This is a genomic window from Yinghuangia seranimata (genome assembly GCF_029953285.1).
GTDB classification, from domain to species: Bacteria; Actinomycetota; Actinomycetes; order Streptomycetales; family Streptomycetaceae; genus Yinghuangia; species Yinghuangia seranimata.
The window spans coordinates 1-18,516 of the sequence record NZ_JASAOI010000059.1 but is presented as its reverse complement, the minus strand read 5'-3'; the positions used below and the strand labels follow the sequence as shown (position 1 = coordinate 18,516).

Annotated in this window: 12 protein-coding genes and 1 pseudogene; 7 read left to right on the top strand and 6 right to left on the bottom strand. The window is 73.5% G+C overall.

Annotation, left to right across the window (positions count from 1 at the left end; translation table 11 throughout):
* The first annotated feature begins 37 nt into the window (after positions 1 to 37).
* Positions 38 to 979 carry a helix-turn-helix transcriptional regulator gene (locus QI554_RS34580; protein ID WP_281475916.1) on the top strand — a complete coding sequence of 314 codons (942 nt, stop codon included), beginning with the start codon at positions 38 to 40 and terminating at the stop codon, positions 977 to 979.
* Between the two features lie 25 nt (positions 980 to 1,004).
* On the opposite strand, the gene QI554_RS34575 is transcribed toward QI554_RS34580, so the two are convergent.
* The 3 genes from QI554_RS34575 to xylA form a co-directional block, all read right to left on the bottom strand.
* The gene (locus tag QI554_RS34575; protein WP_281475914.1) at positions 1,005 to 3,260 is read right to left on the bottom strand and encodes an ATP-binding SpoIIE family protein phosphatase; all 2,256 of its coding nucleotides are present in this window, start codon (positions 3,258 to 3,260) and stop codon (positions 1,005 to 1,007) included.
* Positions 3,261 to 3,466: 206 nt separating this feature from the next.
* Positions 3,467 to 4,903: a xylulokinase gene (xylB, locus tag QI554_RS34570; protein ID WP_281475912.1), complete on the bottom strand. Its 1,437-nt coding sequence runs from the start codon at positions 4,901 to 4,903 to the stop codon at positions 3,467 to 3,469.
* A 1-nt stretch (position 4,904) separates the two neighbouring features.
* Complete coding sequence (xylA, locus tag QI554_RS34565) at positions 4,905 to 6,062, bottom strand: xylose isomerase (protein WP_281475910.1); 1,158 nt, start codon at positions 6,060 to 6,062, stop codon at positions 4,905 to 4,907.
* Positions 6,063 to 6,198: 136 nt separating this feature from the next.
* Here xylA and QI554_RS34560 point away from each other — a divergent pair, with 136 nt between their 5' ends.
* A complete protein-coding gene (locus tag QI554_RS34560) occupies positions 6,199 to 7,395 on the top strand; it encodes an ROK family transcriptional regulator (RefSeq protein WP_281475908.1) in 1,197 nt (398 codons plus the stop codon).
* 161 nt (positions 7,396 to 7,556) lie between these two features.
* On the opposite strand, the gene QI554_RS34555 is transcribed toward QI554_RS34560, so the two are convergent.
* The gene (locus QI554_RS34555; RefSeq protein ID WP_281476075.1) at positions 7,557 to 8,522 is read right to left on the bottom strand and encodes an ArsR/SmtB family transcription factor; all 966 of its coding nucleotides are present in this window, start codon (positions 8,520 to 8,522) and stop codon (positions 7,557 to 7,559) included.
* An 84-nt stretch (positions 8,523 to 8,606) separates the two neighbouring features.
* On the opposite strand from QI554_RS34555, the gene QI554_RS34550 reads away from it, so the two are divergent.
* Positions 8,607 to 9,680: an alpha/beta hydrolase family protein gene (locus QI554_RS34550; RefSeq protein ID WP_425528108.1), complete on the top strand. Its 1,074-nt coding sequence runs from the start codon at positions 8,607 to 8,609 to the stop codon at positions 9,678 to 9,680.
* Positions 9,681 to 9,824: 144 nt separating this feature from the next.
* On the opposite strand, the gene QI554_RS34545 is transcribed toward QI554_RS34550, so the two are convergent.
* Both QI554_RS34545 and QI554_RS34540 read right to left on the bottom strand, forming a co-directional pair.
* Positions 9,825 to 10,610: a VOC family protein gene (locus tag QI554_RS34545; protein ID WP_281475905.1), complete on the bottom strand. Its 786-nt coding sequence runs from the start codon at positions 10,608 to 10,610 to the stop codon at positions 9,825 to 9,827.
* Between the two features lie 33 nt (positions 10,611 to 10,643).
* On the bottom strand, positions 10,644 to 13,409 hold the full coding sequence (locus QI554_RS34540) for a helix-turn-helix transcriptional regulator (protein ID WP_281476073.1): 2,766 nt from the start codon (positions 13,407 to 13,409) through the stop codon (positions 10,644 to 10,646).
* Between the two features lie 61 nt (positions 13,410 to 13,470).
* Here QI554_RS34540 and QI554_RS34535 point away from each other — a divergent pair.
* The 4 genes and pseudogenes from QI554_RS34535 to QI554_RS34520 all read left to right on the top strand — a co-directional run.
* A pseudogene (locus QI554_RS34535) lies at positions 13,471 to 14,049 on the top strand (ATP-binding protein); the annotation flags it as partial.
* A gap of 110 nt (positions 14,050 to 14,159) precedes the next feature.
* Positions 14,160 to 16,442, top strand: a complete 2,283-nt coding sequence (locus QI554_RS34530; RefSeq protein WP_281475904.1) for a helix-turn-helix transcriptional regulator — start codon at positions 14,160 to 14,162, stop codon at positions 16,440 to 16,442.
* 47 nt (positions 16,443 to 16,489) lie between these two features.
* Complete coding sequence (locus tag QI554_RS34525; RefSeq protein WP_281475902.1) at positions 16,490 to 17,476, top strand: alpha/beta hydrolase; 987 nt, start codon at positions 16,490 to 16,492, stop codon at positions 17,474 to 17,476.
* 64 nt (positions 17,477 to 17,540) lie between these two features.
* Positions 17,541 to 18,497 (top strand): AraC-like ligand-binding domain-containing protein, encoded by a 957-nt coding sequence (locus tag QI554_RS34520; RefSeq protein WP_281475900.1) that lies wholly within the window; start codon positions 17,541 to 17,543, stop codon positions 18,495 to 18,497.
* Positions 18,498 to 18,516 lie beyond the last annotated feature (19 nt).

Below are 18,516 nucleotides of genomic sequence, written 5' to 3'. Positions count from 1 at the left end.
CTGGCACCCGGATGCGGCGGTGGGCATGATCGTGGCCATGAACGCCGACACACGCGCCGCGTCCGCTCCGGTCGGGAGGGTCGGCGAGAACGCCGCCGCGGCACGCCGGTCCGAGCTGGCCTCGTTCCTGCGCAGCCGCCGTGAGCGCATCGATCCGCGGGACGTGGGCCTGCCGCCGGGCATCCGCCGCCGCACTCCGGGTCTGCGCCGCGAAGAGGTCGCCCAGCTCGCCGGGATCGGGGTCGCCTGGTACACGTGGCTGGAGCAGGCGAGGCCGATCAACGTCAGCGTCCAGGTCCTGGCCTCGGTCGCGCGTACGCTGCGGCTGGACGCGACCGAGACCGAGCACCTGTATCGGCTCGCCGATGTGTCAATGGTCCAGGCGCTGGCCGGGGGTGCGCAGCTGGCGCCGGAGGTGCACGACATCCTGGACGCCCTTGTCCCGTTACCGGCCGCGGCGCTCAACGACCTCAGCGACGTGCTCGCCTGGAACCGCGCCTTCGCGCTGCTGTTCCCGTTCGTCGTCGACGCCCCCGCCGACCAGCGGAATCTGCTGTGGCAGTCGTTCATGCTGCCGCGCTGCTGCGGCCCGTTCGTGAACCGTCGTGAGGAACTGGGCCGGATGGTGGCGGGCTTCCGCTCCCGCTACGGCCGACACGTCGGCGAGCCGGCGTGGGACGAGTTCGTGTCGCGACTGGCGGCGGCCAGCCCGGAGTTCGGCGAGCTTTGGGCCGAGCAGGCCGTGATCGACCACATCGCGTGGAAGCGGGTGTTCCGGCACTGCGGCCTGGGTGAGCTGACGTGCGCGTCGACCACGCTGGACGTCGCCGCGGCGCCAGGCGCGCACCTGATGGTCCTGTCGCCGGGCGACGACGCGACGCGCGAGAAGTTCGAGCTGCTGCGCGGCGACACCGTCCCCGTCGGCACCTGCGCCTGCGGAGACAGCGGCAACGCCCCACCGCGGTCTGACGCGACCTGAAGCGAATCGCCGACCGCCGACCGCGTCACGCGTCAGGCGTCCCCGGTTCGGCGTCGGCAATGTCGGCGCTCTCCGGGTAGATGTTGATCCACACCGCCTTGCCGTGCGGTCTGCGGTACACGCCCCAGTCGCCGAGGGCCGCCACGATCAGCAGGCCCCGGCCGGTCTCGCGGGTTTCGCTTTCGCCTTCCTCGGCCGACAGGGCGGACGGGATCGGGGGCGAGACGTCCCAGTCCTCGACCTCGAAGTGGATGTGGTCCTCGCGCTCGCGCACGCTGACGGCCACGGCGCTGTCCGCGTGGATCAAGGCGTTGGTGACGATCTCCGACACCATCAGCTCCGCGTTCTCGACGGCGTCGGCCCAGCCCCAGTCGGTGAGCACGGCGCGGAGCCATCGGCGGGTGTCGCGCACGCCGCGCAGGTCGTGACGGTGGATCGTGAGCCGTCCGAGGCGTCGCCGGCGGCCCTGGCCTTCGTACAGGGCCAGCAGGAGCGCGACGTCGTCTCGGCGGTCGGGCGGGGCGGGCACGCGCGCGACGATGTGGTCCGCGAGGTTCTCGACGTCCACGCCGTCCTGCGTGCCGGATTCGACCAGTCGGCGCGCCTTCGCGACCACGTCCTCGTCGTCGCGCGCGCCGGCCAGGCCGTCGGTGTAGAGGGCAAGGAGCGCGCCCGGGGGCACGTGGACCTCGAACTGCTCGTACGGCTGCGGGACGGCCAGGCCGAGGGGCACGCCGATCGTCGCGTCCAGGGTCTCGATGCGGCCGTCCGGATAGCGGAGCAGGGGCGCGGGGTGACCGGCGAGCGCGATCCGGGCGGTGCCGGAGGTGGTGTGGAGATGGATCAGGCAGCACGTGGCCAGCAGGTCGGACTCCAGCTGCGTGAGCAGGTCGGACGCCGAGGTGAGCACGGCGGCGGGGTCGTGCCCCTCGGCCGCGTAGGCGCGCACCGCGCTGCGGAGCTGGCCCATGACGACGGAGGAGCGCACGTCGTGGCCCTCGACGTCGCCGCACACCAGGGCGATGCGGCCCTCCCCCGGCAGCACGATGGCGTCGTACCAGTCGCCGCCGGCGCCGGACCCGGCGGACCCGCCTGATCCGGCGGGCGCGGGCAGGTAGCGGCAGGTCGTGGTGACGGATGGCAGGTCGCGCAGGTCGGTCGGCAGCAGACGGCGCTGCAGCAGCTCGGCCAGCTCGTGCTCGTGCTCGTGCAGCCGGACCCGGTCGAGCGCCTCCGCGAGCAGGCCCGCCATCATCATCATCAAGGCTTGTTCCTCGGCCTTGGCCTCGTGCCGCCGCTCGAACATCAGGCCGCACACACCTACAGGGCGGTCGGAGGCGCTCAGCGGCATCCACGCCCATGACCCGCCGCCGTTGATCGGTGCGGTGGGATATTGCCGGGGCAGGGCCGCGGGGTCCGGGAGCAGCAGCGGGGCCCGCGACCGCAGGACGTCGGCGGCCGGTGTGCCGTCGTGGGCGGACGCGCCGTGCAGCCACCGGGCGACCGTCGAGACCCCGTAGTGGCCGAGCACCCACGTCCGCTCGTCCGCGGCGCTCAGCAGCAGGATGCCGGACGCGCCGAAGGGCTCCATGACGTGGGTCCGGGCCACCTGCACCACATCGGCCGTGGTGAGCGCCTGGCCCAGGACCGCCGCCAGCGAGGTCAGGTGGTAGGTCATGGTGAGGCCCGGAGAGCCGGTGATCGTGCCGATGCCCCATGTCGAGGCCGTCGACGGCTTGCCGGAAACGGGCACGAACGCGGGCCTCGGGCTGGGGCCGATGGGCACGTCGCGGGCGGCGAGGTCCGCCAGATCCGCCGCCAGCCGGCGGCTCACCTCGCCCAGGCGCGTCACCTGGTCCTGGCGGATCCGCCCGTCGCGCGACGGGATCCGGATCACCGTCAGGGTCCCCCAGCACCCGTCGTCGCGGCTCTCGCCGTCCGACTTGCCGCTGTAGTTCAGGGGCAGCGCGCACACCGAGTACGGCCAGGGGAAGGGCACCAGTCGGTCGAGCGCGGGGTCCGGCGCGTCCTCTCCCATGATCACGACGCGGCCTGTGGAGTACGCCTGAGCCGAGGCGTGCGGGCCGTCCAGGGAAATCTTCTCCGGAAGGATGAAAGCGGCCGGGGGCCAGCCCGCGACGATCGTCGCGGCCAGGGCGTTCGAGCGATCGTCGATGAGGTAAAGCAGGACGATCACCGCGTCGGCGATGTCGAGCGCCTCGTACATGGCGGCGGTCTGCACGGCCTCGAGTTCCGTGCAGAGCGTCTCCCGATCGTCCACTGCGCGCCTCCCGTCCGGTGCCACGGGCGAGCGTGCCGCTAGCTACCGAAGATTTACCCCGTTCTCGGATGGGATGCCATGTTTGTCATCGTACGGCGGGAGGCGTGCGCCGCGAATCTTCCGGCCTCGGGAGGGCGTGATCGCACTCCCGAGCGTGTCGCTCGCACTGGTGTTCCAGGCGGCCCGAGGATCCGGCGGATGCGCCGCTATCGACGCGCGACGGGTCCGGCTTCGAGGCGTCCGGGGCGTTCCAGGTGGCGGCCGCGGGCTTCGGCGTAGCGGGTTCGGACCGCGTTGTCGGATCGGCTCGGGGTGAACAGGGTTCCTTCAGTCCGCCAGTCCGGAAGCCGGTGCTGTCCGGACACGGCCCAGGCGGCTTGGCGGGCCGCACCGGTGGCGGCGTACTCGGCGGGGACGGGGAGGAACACGGGGCGGTCGAAGAGCGCCGGGGCGATGCCGGTGACCGCGGGCGACCGGGCTGCGCCGCCGGTCAGCACGACGCGGTCGCCGTGGACGCCCGCCGCGTCCAAGGCGTCCAGGGCGTCGGCCAGTCCGCACAGCATGCCTTCGACGGCTGCCCGGGCGAAGTGCGCGGGGGTCGCGTTGTCGGAGGTCAGGCCGAGGACGGAACCGGTGGCGTCGGGCAGGTTGGGTGTGCGTTCGCCGTCCAGGTAGGGGACGAACGCGAGCCCGTCCGCGCCCGGCGGCGCCGACAGCGCGAGTTCGGCGAGCCGGGCGTGGTCGACGCCGAGCATGCGGGCTGCGGCGTCCAGGACGCGCGCCGCGTTGAGCGTGCACACCAGGGGCAGGTATTCGCCGGTGGCGTCCGCGAATCCGGCGATGGCGCCGGTCGGGTCGGCAGTCGGGGCCGCCGCGACGGCGTACGCGGTTCCGGACGTGCCCAGCGAGACGGCGACGTCCTCGCGGGTGAGGGCGAGCCCGAGCGCGGCGGCCATGTTGTCGCCGGTGCCCGCGGAGAGCACGACACCGTCGAAGCAGGTGCCTGCCGTCGCGTTCGGCTCGGCGACGTGCGGCACCGTCGGCACGCGGCCGAAGGCGAGGCGCAGCAGGTCGTCGCGGTAGCACCCGTCGGCGGGCGACCAGTAGCCGGTCCCGGAGGCGTCTCCCCGGTCGGTGACGAGGTCGGCGATGTCGCCGGAGCCTCGCAACCGCCAGGTGAGGTAGTCGTGCGGCAGGCACACCGCGGCGACCCGTGCCGCCGCATCCGGTTCGTGTTCGGCCAGCCAGCGCAACTTGCCGACGGTGAACGACGCGACGGGGACGCTGCCCACCTCGTCCGCCCACGCCGCGGGTCCGCCGAACTCGGCGACCAGGTCGGCCGCGGCACGCGCCGAGCGGGTGTCGTTCCACAGCAGCGCGTCCCGGACCACCCGGCCGTCCTCGTCGAGGCACACCAGCCCGTGCTGCTGCGCGGCGACGCCGAGGGCTGCGACGTCGGCGAGCCCGCCCGCGTCGTCGACGGCTTCTTGCAGCGCCTGCCACCAGTGCTCGGGGTGGACTTCGGTGCCGTCCGGATGCGCGGCGCGGCCGTGGCGCACCACCGCGCCGGTCTCGGCGTCGCAGACGACGACCTTGCAGGACTGGGTGGAGGAGTCGACCCCCGCGACCAGGCGGGCCGCCATGTCAGCGGGCCCCGAGGATGTGCTCGACGGCGAGTTGGTCCAACCGCTCGTAGCCGAGGCCTCGTTCGGCTGCCTCGCCCGGGTCGAAGTCGTCGTCGGCGAGGTCGGCGTACGTCTCGTCCGGCGCCAGCGTCGGCACCGCGAGCTGGTCGAGGCCGGCCGCGGCCGCGGCCTCGCGGACCTCGGGGTCCGCGCGGAAGGCCGCGGCGCGTTCGCGCAGCAGCAGGTACGTGCGCATGTTGGCGGCGGCCGACGCCCACACGCCGTCGGCGGTCTCGGTGCGCAGCGGCTTGTAGTCGAAGTGCCGGGGGCCGTCGTAGCCGGCGTGTTCGAGGAGGTCGACGAGGAAGAACGCGCTCTTCAGGTCGCCGTGGCCGAAGACCAGGTCCTGGTCGTACTTGGGGCCGTGCTGGCCGTTGAGGTCGATGTGGAAGAGCTTGCCCGCCCAGAGCGCCTGGCCGACGGCGTGGACCATGTTGAGGCCGGCCATCTGCTCGTGCCCGACCTCCGGGTTGAGCCCGACCATCTCGGGGTGTTCGAGCCGCTCGATGAACGCCAGGCCGTGGCCGACGGTCGGCAGGAAGATGTCGCCGCGCGGCTCGTTCGGCTTGGGCTCCAGGGCGAAGCGCATGTCGTAGCCGCGGTCGCGGACGTAGCCGCACAGGACGTCGATCGCTTCCTTGTAGCGGTCGAGCGCGGTGGGCACGTCGGTGGCCGCGTCGGATTCCGAGCCCTCCCGGCCGCCCCAGAACACGTAGGTGCCCGCGCCGAGTTCCGCGGCCAGGTCCAGATTCCGCATGACCTTGCGCAGCGCGAAACGGCGGACCCCGCGGTCGTTCGCGGTGAACGCGCCGTCCTTGAAGACCGGGTGGGCGAAGAGGTTCGTCGTGACCATCGGGACGACGAGCCCGGTCGCGTCCAGCGCCGCCCGGAACGCCGCGATCCGCTTCGCCCGCTCGGTGTCGTCCGAGCCGAACGGGATCAGGTCGTCGTCGTGGAAGGTGACGCCGTAGGCGCCCAGTTCCGCGAGCCGGTGCACCGCCTCGGCCGGGTCCAGCGGTGCCCGCGTGGCGTCGCCGAACGGGTCGCGCGCCTGCCAGCCCACCGTCCACAGACCGAAGCTGAACTTGTCCTCCCGCCGCGGGGTCAGGTCCGGCACGGTGCCTCCTCATGAATAAGTCTAGATACTGGACTAATATGGTCCAGGAAACCGTCGCACGCCCGAACTGTCAACGCCTTCCGGCCGACGACCTCACCGCGGGGGCCCGGCGGCACCGAATGCGAGGATGACGCGCATGCCCGAGAACGCCCGCGCCACCCACCTCGATGCGGTACGGGAGCGCAACCTCGCATCGGTCCTCGGTGCGGTCGCCCACCACCAGCCGGTCACGCGCGCCAGGCTCGCCGAGCTGACGGGACTGACGAAGACGACGGTGACCGGCCAGGTGGCCGTGCTGGAGCGGCTCCGGCTGGTCGTCGGCGCCGACCCGGTCCGGGTCGGCGGCCGCGGGCGCCCCGGGGCCCCGGTGTCGCTCGCTCCCGGCCCCGTCGCCGGGCTCGGCCTCGAGGTCAACGGGCAGTACCTGGCCGCCTGTGTGCTCGACATGACCGGCGCGGTACGGGCGCGCGCGACCGTCGCGGGCGACAACCGGGGGCGGCGGCCGGACGCGACCGTCGCGGCCCTGGCCGACCTGGCCGGCCGCATCGCCGCCGAAGCCGCCGCGTCGGGCCTCGACATCGTCGGAACGGCGGTGGCCCTGCCCGGCGTCCTCGTCGAAGACCGGGTCAACGCCCCCAACCTCGGCTGGGACGCGGTGCCCGCCGCGGACCTGCTCACCGCCGCGCTCCCGGTCCAGCCGTTCGGCGTGACCGTCGACAACGAAGCCAACTTCGGCGCGCTCGGCGAACTCTGGTACGGCGCCGGGCAGGGCGCCGGCAGCTACCTCTACCTGTCCGGCGAGACCGGCGTCGGCGCGGGCATCGTCGTCGGCGGAAAACTCTTCCGCGGCGCGCACGGCGCGGCCGGCGAACTCGGCCACGTCGTCGTCGACCCGGACGGACGCCCGTGCCGCTGCGGAGGCGCGGGCTGCCTGGAGCAGGTCGCCGGGCTCGACGCGCTCCTGCGCACCGCGGGCATCCCCGACGCCTCGGGAACGGCCGCCGCCGGACTGGCCGAACTGGAGCGCCGACTCGCCGAAGGCGACCCGGCCGCCCTCCAGGCGGCCGCCGCCGCGGGCGCGGGCCTGGCCATCGCGCTCACGGGGGCGGTGAACCTCCTCGACCCCGACACCGTCGTCCTCGGCGGTATCCACGCCCGCCTCGCCCCGTGGCTCGTCCCCACCGTCGAAGCGGCCGTCGCCCGCAGCGGCAGCCGACTGCGCGGCCGCACCCCAGCCGTCCGCGCCGCGTCCCTGGGCACCGAAAGCGCTGTACGAGGCGCGGCCGGAACCGCCATCGCCCGCATCTTCGCCGACCCCGGCGCCCTCGCCTGACCGCCGCTGCCGCAGCCACGGCAGTCCGGCGCGGAGGCCACGGCCACGGCGCAGGTGCCCGGGATGGTGGAGGTTCTCGGTGCCAAGCCCGTGAAGCCTTCTCGGCAAACGCGGTCAGCTACTTCACCTGGGTGGCGTGGTCGGCTCCGCCCTGTGGCGAACTACCGCGCCCAAGCGCCCGCAACCAGCGTGCCGAGGGCCGTGCGCCGGTGGGTGACCGAGCGGCCCGCGCGGGTCGTCGTCGCCATGCCTGCCGATCTCAGCGCGGCCGCGTGCGACGAAGCCGTCGCGTTGCTGACGTGGAGGGCGAGGGCCAGGGATGTCGTGGTGTGGGGTTCGGCGAGCAGGCGCAGGGCGTCCAGCCGTGTGCGGCCCAGGACGGCGGCCAGGGCCTCGGCGGCGACGACCGGGTCCTGCGCGGTGGGCGGGAGCCCGGGGCCGGCCGGGTACGTCAGGACCGCAGGATGCCCCGGGACGTCCTGGACAAGTGGTCCCGCCGGGTGGTGGAAGGTGGGCAGCACAACCAGGCCGCGCCCGTCGAGGCGGACGTCGCGGGCCGGCGCTGCGCCGGGCCATTCCCACACGCCCTCGTGGACGCGGCTGCCCGGGGCCAGGCCGGTCAGGGCGGCGGCCACGCCGTGCTCGGCGACCGTCAGGGCGTAGCGGGTGAACTCCTCACGATGCAGATCCTGCACGACGGACCAGACCGGCGCGAGGACCGTCTCGTACGTGGCCTGCTGGGCGCGGCGCACGGTGTGCCAGGCCGTCTCGTCGCCCGCGTGCAGGCCGCGGATCCAGCGCGGGGCGGGCGCCGCCCCGTAGACCCGCTCCAGCTCGGACCGGACAAGAACGGGGCTGGTGGCGCGAATGTGTTCGAAGCCGTCGTCGACGGTGTCGCCGAGGACGTCGAGGAAGGAAGGCGGGCGGCCCGCCGGAACCAGGTCGGCGAGCGGGCTGCTTGCGGCCGGGAGGGAGCGCAGGACGCGACCACGCCACGGCGCGAACAGCGGCCCGCCGCTTCGGGTCGTGGCGGTGGTCATGGCGGCGTGCAGCTCCTGGAGCGGTGCCGGGCGGCCCGCGAACCGGGTGCGCGCGAAGTCCTCCGCGGTGAAGTGGACTCGCAGCACTGGCACAACCCCCCGTCCCGGGCCGGCCTTTCGGCCAGGGCCTGAACCTTCGCGTCGTGACGGCCCCGCACCAAAGATCTTCGTATGACTTCGCGACGCACTCTTCTGAAAGGCACCCTATTCGGGGGTGCCGCCGCCCTGCTGCCCACGGCCGCGTCCGCATCCGGTGGCGGCCCGGTCCTCCGGCTGCCCGCGCCCTCCGGCCCTTACCCCGTAGGCATGCAGACGGTTCATCTGACGGACCCGTCCCGGACCGATCCGTGGGTGGGCGGTGTGCGGGAGTTGATGCTGACGGTCCTGTATCCGGCCCGATCGGCGCACGGCTTCTCCCGGGCCCCGCAGCTGACTCCCGCCGAGGCACGGGAGTTCGCCGGCCTCGCGCCCCACATCCACCCCGGACTGCCGCAGCCGGGAACGGTGGACTGGGGCGCGGTCCTCACCCACGGGCACGTGGGCGCGCCGCCGCTTCCCGGGCGGCGACCGGTGTTGGTGTACTCCCCCGGCGGCGGTGACTCCCGCACGCTCGGCACGACCCTCGCCGAGGACCTGGCGAGCCGCGGTCGTGTGGTCGTGCTCGTCGACCACCCCGGTGACGCCTCCCAGGTGGAACTGCCGACCGGGCTGCGGACGACCGTCCTGTTCGGGCCGCCGGACCCGGCAACCTTCCGCACGATGGTGGACACCCGGATCGCCGACCTCCGGCTGGTCCTGGACCGGCTCGGCACCCTGCCGCTCGCCGGGGTCATGGACTCCCGCCGGATCGGGTTGTACGGGCACTCCGCAGGCGGCACGGCCGTGGTGTACGCGGCCCTCGACGACCGCCGGGTCGGTGCGGTGGCGAACCTGGAGGGCTATCTCGACCTGTACCCGACGCCGGCCGGCCCCGACCGGCCGCTGCTGCTGTTCCGCACCGACGGATTCGACAACGCCGCCCGGATCGAGTCGTCCTGGGCGGGCGTTCCCGGTCGCCGCGAGCTGCTCCCCGACGCGAACCACTGGGCGTTCACCGACTACGGCTCGCTCGCACCTCGACTCCAGGCGTCCGGTCTCGTGACAGCGCCGGCGCGAACCGCGCTCGTGGGCACCGGCGACCCTGCGCTGACACTCGCCGAGGTACGGCGCCGGGTGGGAACCTTCTTCGCCCGCCACCTGTCGTAACGGGGCTTTCCGACTTCCACGAACGCATCCTGCTCGAGGAGATCGCGTCACAAGCGGCCTCCCTCGAAGACGTGTTCCACGACCTGACGGAAGGACAGAACGCATGAGCCGCCTGGTACGTCCCAGGTGATGCGACGGTGCCTGTCAGGTTGCGGTTGGGGCCTCGTGGTCCGTGGCGGCGCGGGTCATGTCGCGGAGTTCCGCGGCCTGGGCCAGGGCTGTTGCGGCGCTTCTGCGGTCGGCGGGGGAGAGCGTCAGGCGGTCGAGTTCGTCGAGCCGGGCGTGGGCTTGTGCGGGATCGTCCAGGCGTAGGTGGAGTTCGGCGAGGAAGGCCAGGGCTTCGACACGGTCTGTCGGTGTCGCGGTCGGGTCCGGGCGGTCGACCGCGCCGGAGAGCGACCTCGCCGCCTGTGCGACGTCGCCGCGGGAGTCTGCGGTGACGACGGCGTTGGCGTGGGCGGCGGCGAGCCTGCTGGTGGTGGCCGGTGCGGACTTCACTTCGGCGCTCGCGTGGGACTCCGCGTCCTGGGCCACGTCGGGCTCGGAGCGGACCACGCGGATCCAGTTCCCGGACGGGTCGATCAGGCTGAACCCGCTCAGTCCGCCGTAGTTCTTCCGGCGCCTGGGGCGCGTGATCCGGGGGAATCCGGTGAGCGGGATCCGGCCGTACTTCGTGCGCAGGCCCGCGGCGAACGCCTCGAACAGCGGCTCGGTGTCCGGGACGGCGAGCAGGCACGAGCCGTAGGAGTCCTCGGCGCGGAAGCCGGTGATGCCGTTGTAGTGGAGTTCGACACTGCCGCGCCGCAAGGCGACGTAGGGGTTCGGCCGGGTCTGCCGGTAGGTGACCTCGAACCCGAGGGCGGTGTGGAAGTCGGTGATCTCGTCGATCGAGGCGCAGGGCAGGATGGGAATCACTCGTGCTTCGGCCATGATCCCGATCCAACTACCGCGGGAAGGCCTGAGTCAGGGCCCGAGGACGTCGCGGAGTTGGGCTCGGGCGGTGATGCCGAGTTTGGGGAAGATCTTGTGGAGGTGGTAGCCCGCGGTGCGGGGCGACAGGTACAGGCGGGCGCCGATCTCGCGGTTCGTCAGTCCTTCCGCGGCGAGTTGGGCGATCCGCAGCTCCTGCGGAGTCAGGTCGGCCACGGCATCCGGGGTCTTCGAGTCCGCCACTGCCACGCCCGCCGCGCGGAGTTCGGCGGAGGCGCGCTCGATCCACGGGCGTGCCTGGAGTCGTTCGAAGATGTCCAAAGCGGTGTGCAGCGCGTCGCGCGCCTCCGCCGAGCGGCGGTGGCGGCGCAGCCATTCGCCGAAGTCCAGTTGGGTGAGGGCGTGTTCGAAGGGCCATTGGGTTCCGGCCGGGTCGGCGAGGGCGGCGCGGAAGTGCGGCTCTGCGTCGTCGGGTTCGCTCAGCAGTGCCGAGGCGCGGTGCATGATCGCGTTCAGGCGGGGTGAGCGGGGTTCGGCCAGCGTCGCTTCGGCGGCCCGGAGTACGGCGCGTGCGTCGTCGGCCCGGTCGGCGGGGGTGGCGGCCGCCGCGATGTCGGCGACGCAGTAGAGCGACGCGTGGTGGTGCACCGGGGCGGGCTCGGAACCCTGGGTGAAGGTGCGGCGCAGGTGCCCGTACGCCGTCCTGTGGTCGCCTTCCGCGAGTGCTGCCAGGCCGAGCGCGTAGCGGCGGCGGACGTACAGGCTGCGGGACTTGTGCAGGTCGACACCGTCCAGGGCGTCCGCGGCCTGGGCCCGCGCGCCCGCGTGGTCGCCGCGGGCGGCGCGCAGTGTGGCCTGGAGGACCAGCGACGCCGTTGAGATGTTGTCGGCGCCCGCCTCGGTGGCCATGCAGAAGGCGGCCTCGGTGGTCGACTGCGCCTCCGCCCACGCCCCGCTCTCGAACAGCGCGGTGCCGAGGGCTTGGGCGACCGTGCAGTTCGCGCCGGCCGTGGCGGTGGAGCGGTGGTGGTCCACGGCCTGGCCGAGTATGCGTACGGCCAGCTCGGTCTCGTCCAGGATCCAGGCGGTGCCGCCGAGCATGAGGAGGTCGGAGAAGGAGAACGAGCTGTTCCGCGTCCCCACGGCGTCGTTCAGGCGCCGCACCGCCTCGTCCCGGCCGGTGAAGGGGTCGGCCACCGCCTGGATCCACAGCTCTTCGGTCCGGTCCGGCTGTGGCGCGATCACGTCGGCGATGCGCCGGAGTTCGGCGCGGTAGAAGGGGTCGCCGGATTTGGTCGCCGAAGTGGCCGCGGTGCCGAGGGCGGTCAGGGCGAGGCCGGGGGCGGCGGCGGCCATGGACTCGGCGGCGGGCAGCAGGAACCCGAGGGCGTCGTCGTGTCGCAGGGTCACGGCCAGCGACCAGCCGCTGCGGAGGGACGCCTCGGCGAGCAGTCGCGGGTCGTCGGTCAAGGTCGCGACGCGGGCCGCGATCTCGCCGACCCACTGGGGGTGTCCGGCGTACATGGCGTAGGTGGCGGCGGCCAGCAGGCGGCCGGCGCGGCGTTCCGTGTCCGGGGTGAGTTCCGCGGCCCGTTCCAACGCGGTGGCCGCCGCCGCGTATCCGCCGCGGCGTCGGGAGCGTTCGGCGCTTTCCGCCAGGGCGTGGGCGATCTCTTCGTCCGGGCCGAGTGCGGCCGCGGCGAGGTGCCAGGCGCGTCGGTCGGGTTCGTGCGCGAGCGCGGTCGCGAGCGCGAGGTGGGCCTCGCGCCGGTCGGCGAAGGAGGCGTCCTGGTAGATCGCGGCGCGGACGAGCGGATGCCGCAGGTGGACGTCGCCGCTCTCGACCCTTACCAGACCGGCCTGTTCGGCGGGCCGCCAGACCTCGGGGTCGGCCAGGCACGGGGCCGCGTGCAGCACGTCGGACAACCGGTCCGAGCCCGCGGCCGCGGCCAGGAGCAGGGCGCGCCGGGTCTCGTGCGGCAGTCCGGGCAGGTCGGCGGCGAACAGCCGTTCCAGGCGGGCGGTGAGCGGAAGCGCCTCGACCGGGCCGGTCCGGTGGCCGCCGGGGTCTTTCGCGTGCGCCCGGGCGAGCTCGATCAGGGCCAGCGGGTTCCCGGCGGCCTGGTCGAGGATCTGGGCGCGGGCCTTGCCGCGCGGCGGCTGTGGCTGTGCGTCCAGGACGAGGCCTGCCGCCGCCCGGTCCAGGGGGCCGGTCGTCAGGTGCGGGAAGTCCCGGTCGAATCGCGCGGGCACGGCCTCGTCGCGCGCGGCGACGAGCATGGCGATGCGCTCGCCTTCGAGGCGCCTCGCGACGAAGGCGAGGACGTCCAGCGATCCGATGTCCAGCCACTGGGCGTCGTCGACGACGATGAGCAGCGGTCGTTCGGCCGCGGACTCCGAGAGCAGGGACAGCACGCCGGCGCGGATCGCCAGCGGGTCCGCGGTCCGCCGCGCGTCGTTCTCGACCGCGCCGAAGGCTTCGTCGAGGGCGCCGCAGTGGCGCGCGGGCAGCCGCTCGGCCTCGTGGAGGATCGGGTGCAGCAGTTGGTGCACGCCGGCGAGACCGAGGCCTTGCTCGCCCTCGTAGCCCCGGACCCGGAGCGTCCGTCCACCGCGGGCCGCCGCTTCGGCCACGGCGTGGTCCAGCAGCGTGCTCTTGCCCGCCCCCGGTTCTCCGGAGAGTACGAGCACCTTCGGGCCGGCGCCGTCCACGGAGTCGATCAGCCGGCGGATCGCATCGATTTCACCGATCCTGCCCTGAATGTTCCGTTTGTGGCCCACTATGGCGCCGCCGCCCATGCTCTCCCTTGCCAGAACGACGGCCACCGCTGTCCACAGTGCGGACTGAGGTGGCCGTTTGATGATTCTTCACCGCGTTTGCGCCATTCTGCCAGGTCGGTTTTCCGGTACGACTGGTCACCTGACAGAAGCGGGCCCCGTCGGTTGCCTGGCAGGATCGCCCGGGGCCCGGGAGACGACGGCCTCGTACCGGAATCGGAGGACCACGCGGGTGTTCGCATCGAGGGGCGCACGTGCACCCATCGGCCGGGAGGCCGAGGTCGGCCGGATCCTGCGGTCCCTCGACGTAGGTTCCGGTCGGCCCCAGGCCTTGCTCGTGCTCGGCGGGACCGGCGCCGGCAAGTCGACGCTGCTGCGGTTCACCGAGGAGACGGCCGCGGCACGCGGGACCCGCGTCCTGTCGGTGCACGGCCGCGGCATCGAGGAGCCGGGGTCGTTCAGCACGCTGCACCGGCTGCTCAGACCCGTGCTCGACGATCCAGGGGTACTGCCCGCACCGCAGCGACAGCTGCTGCTTGCCACCCTGCACGGCGGAACGGAGATCGATTCCCGGGAGCGGCGCGCACTGTCGGCCGAGGTCCTGGCGCTGGTCGGCCGACTGGCCCAGGCAGCCCCGGTTCTGCTGGCCGTCGACGACGTCCACGACTGCGACCGCGCCTCCCTGGACCTGCTCTCCTCCGTACAGCGACAGCTCACCGACGAAGCCGTGACCATGCTCTTCACGGCGGCCGGCGAGGTACCCCCGCCGGGGTGGCCGCCGAGCTCCCCGTGCTGTCGCTCGGCCCGTTGTCTCCCCCGGCGGCGGCGCGGCTTCTGGACGCCCAGCCCGACGCCCCGACCGGACGGGCCCGCTTGGACGTGCTCCGGCAGGCGGAGGGCAGTCCGCTCGCGGTCGTCGAGCTGGGCAAGGCCTCACGCGCGGGTGCCGGCTGGACGCCGGTCCCTGGGGCGCCGGGCCGGACCTCCCGGATCCAGGCCCTGTTCGAGGCACCGCTGAGCAGGTTCCCCGACGAGACCCAGCGCGCGCTGCTGTACGCCGCGGCCGCCCTGCCCGACGAGGAACTCTCCGTCGTGATGGCCGCTTTGGGTACCGCGGACCTCGCCGTCTGGTCCCCGGCGGAGGAGGCCGGACTGATCGGCATCGCCGACGGCCGGCTCGCGTTCGGCAACCCGCTGATCCGCACGGCGGCGTTCCACCGGCAGCCGGCGAAGGCACGGCAGCGGGCCCGGCGGGACCTGGCCGACGCTCAGGGCCGACTCCCGTTCCATCGCGCCTGGCACCTGGCCGCGGCCGCGATCGGCCCGAACGAGGCGGTGGCCACGGCGCTGGAGCAGGCCGCCGTCCACAGCCGGCAGGCGGGCCATCGCTTCGACGTGGCGACGGCGTTGGAACAGTCGGCGCGGCTGAGCGTGCACACGGCGGACCGGGCCCGCCGTCTCGCCGCGGCCATGGCGGCGGCCTGCGACGTGGGGGATCCGGAGTGGGTCCGCGATCTGTACGCGGACTTCACCCAGGTCAACCGCGACCCCGAACTGCGGTGCGTCGCGGCCTGCGCGATGGCAAGCGCGCTGACGCTGCTCTCGTTCCAGCGGGAAGCCTTCGGCCTGCTCCTCGACGTGTGGCGGCAGTCGCCCCCGCGCACGGCCACCACGTCCTTCGCGCTCACGGCGCTCGCGGCGGGGATCGCCCACCAGTCCGGTCTGCCCGAGCATCGCCGGGAGCTGCCGCGTCTGCTCGACCACGCGAAGCGCGCGGCGGAACCGTCGCCGACGACGGGGAACGAGCAGGAGCGGGGTGCGGCCGTCCCGGAGGGCATCCCGGGGCTCGCCGAGTCGGATGTCCTCGCGGCCCTGGAAACCTTCGTGGCAGCGGCCCTCGATCCGGGTTCCCGTGCCGGCGGCGCGCCCCGACACACCGCCGTTCTCCTTTCCGAGCCCGTCGCCGGTGCGGGGCCGCTCACCCGGCTGCTGGCCGGTGCCTCGGTGGCGTACTACACCGACGAGTCGGAGCTGTGCGCCGAGCTGTACCGGCAGGCGAGCACCCTGCGCGGGGCGCGTGAAGCATGGGGGCCGCGGGTATGGGCGCTCCCCGCCCACGTGGACGCCCTCATCGCGTTGGGCCGGTGGGCGGAGGCCGACGCGCTGATCGAGGAAGGCCGCTCCGAGGCGGCCGTGCACCGGCTGCCCCGCATCGACATGGACCTCGAAGCGCTGGAGGTGACGCTGCGCGCGCTGCGCGGCGACGGCATTCCGGAGGTCCCCTTCACCGGCCCGTACTGGCGTTCCGTCAACCTGGCGGAGAACCGCGCCACCCAGGCCGGAATGCTGCGCGCCTGCGGTCTGACCGCGCTGGTGCGCGGGGACGCGGACAGCGCCTTCCGCCATCTGCGGGCGCTCTTCGCCGAGGACGGTTCTCCGCTCGCCCCCTTCCTGTCGCCGCGCTCCATCAGCGAACTGGCCGTCGCCGCGCAGCGCAGCGGCCGTCAGGAGGAAGCGGCCGGCATCCTCGCCCAGGTGCGGGCGGCCCAGGGCGATCGGCCGACGAGCCGGATGACCCTCCTGCTGCATCACGCCGCCGCCCTCGTCGACGAGGAGGCCGACCCCGAGGACCACTTCCGCCTGGCCCTGGTCAACCCCGGGGCCGAGGCCTGGCCACTCGAACGCGCCGGAGTCCGACTCCACTACGCGATCTGGCTGCGCCGCCGCCGGCGTTCCCTGGAAGCCCGCACCCAGCTGACGGCCGTGCTGGAAACCGCCGCCCGGCTCGGGGCCCGGACCCTCGAGGAGGCGGCCCGCGGCGAGCTGCGCGCGACGGGAGTGGTCGACGCCTCCCCCGCCCCCGACCGGCTGGCGGAGCTGACCGCCCAGCAGCAGCAGATCGCCCGGCTCGCCGCGTACGGTCTGTCGAACCGGGAGATCGGTGAGCGGCTGTTTTTGTCACCGCGTACTGTGGGCTCGCACCTCTACAACGTCTATCCGAAGCTCGGCATCAGCAGCCGCCACCAACTTCGGGACCTTCTGCGCGACACCTGACGCGCGGCGAACCGGTACGCAGAGGGCCTGACGGAGAGGCGAGCCGCATGCACGCGGACCACGAGGACCAGGGGCACGCCATGCCGGCGCGCCCGGTGGTCCTCGATCCGCTGGTCCGCCGGCTCGTTGACGCGTCGGCGGCTCCGCCCTACCTGCACGAGCTCGGCCCCGACACCGCCCGGCAGGCCCTGCGCGAGTCCCAGGCCGACCGGATCGACGACTTCGACGTGGACGCCGGCTTCCATGTGGCGTCGGTGGAACCCGCCGGACTTGTGGGCTTCTGGCTGTTCCGGCCGACCGGCGTGACGGGACCACTGCCCACCGTGCTCTACGTCCACGGGGGGCGCTGGATGCTGGGCGACGCGCAGACCCACGCGCGGCTCGTCAGCGAGCTGGTGCGCGCGGCGGGCGTGGCGGCCGTCGTCCCCGAATACAGCCGCGCCCCGGAGGCCCGGTACCCCCGTGCACTCGAGGAGTGCTACGCCCTGCTGGAGTGGATGGCCCGGGAGTCCGCGGGGCTCGGCATCGACCCGGACCGCGTCGCGGTCGCCGGCGACTGCGCCGGCGCCACCCTGGCGACCGCCGTCACGATGCTGGCGAAGGAGCGCGGCGGGCCGGCGATTCGGGCCCAGCTGCTGTACTACCCGATCACCGACGCCCGCTGTGACAGCCCGTCCCAACGGGAGTTCGCCACGGGATACCTGCTCACCCGGGAAGCCTTGCGGTCGTACTGGGGTCACTACGTCGCCGACCCCCGGCAGCGGGACGAGCCGACCGCGTCCCCGCTGCGCGCGAGCCCGGACCAACTGGCTGGGCTGCCAACGGCGCTGGTCGTCACCGCCGAGGCGGATGTGACCAGGGACGAGGCGGAGGAGTACGCGGACCGGCTGCGCCGTGCCGGCGTCGACGCGTCCGCCGTCCGATTCCAGGGCACGGTCCACGACTTCGTGTCGCTGACCGCGCTGCACAGCAGTCCGCCGACCCTGGCGGCAGTGCGGCTGGGCGCCGGCTTCCTGCGCGACCATCTGCGCTGAACCGGCCGCGGGACCAGTCAGCCGACCGATGCGTCCGCGACCGCACCCCGGGCACGCTGGATTAATGTCCGTCGTACTCTCCACATCGCCCATCTCGCCGGTCGAACGGGCCGACTACTGGCACAGCCTGGTCTCCGAGACCTTCATACCGCTGGACGTCACACTGCACGAACGCGAGCCGTCCGTCGGGACGATCACCAGTGACCGGCTCGGTCCCCTGCAGATCTCCCTCGTCGAGGCGGGCCCCCAGACGGTCACGCGCCGCGCCCCGCAGATCTCCCGGGGCGGGGAGGAGTTCATGACTGTCACCCTGCAGCACCGCGGTACCGCGAGGCTGACGCAGGACGGACGCGACGCGCTGTCCGAGCCCGGGACCTTCACGTGTTCCGACGCCGCGCGGCCGTACCGCAGGGAACAGCCGGACGACTTCCGCTTCACCGCCTTCCGCGTGCCGAAGTCCGAACTCGGCGTGGCGGAGGCCGATCTGCGGGCGGTCACCGGAACCGTGTTCAGCGGCCGTTCCGGCGCGTCGGGGCTGGTCGCCGGATACCTGGAACGCCTTGCCGAACGGGCATCGGGCTTCGACCCGTACATCGGCCGGCAACTCGCCATGACCGCGGTGGATCTGCTGGCGGTCCTGGTACGCGAACACCAGGGGCGGCTGGACCCCCACGCGTCGGAGGCGGCCCGCGGCATGCTCGCGCGCGTCAAGGAGTACATCCTGCGGAACCTCGCCGACCCGGACCTCTCCCCCGAGCGGATCGCGTCGGCGCACCACATGTCGGTCCGGTACCTGCACAGACTCTTCGAGTCGGAGGGGACCACCGTGGGACGCTGGATCCACCGCGAGCGGCTGGAGCGGTGCCGGCGCGACCTGGCGCGGCCGTCGCGGTCGGCACCAGCGGTGTCGGCGGTCGCCCAGCGCTGGGGTTTCGTGAACCCGTCCCACTTCAGCCGGGTCTTCCGCGCGGCCTACGGGGTGTCGCCCCGGGAGTGGCAGTCGAGCAGCGCGCAGCACTGACGAACAGACCGGTGGGGGG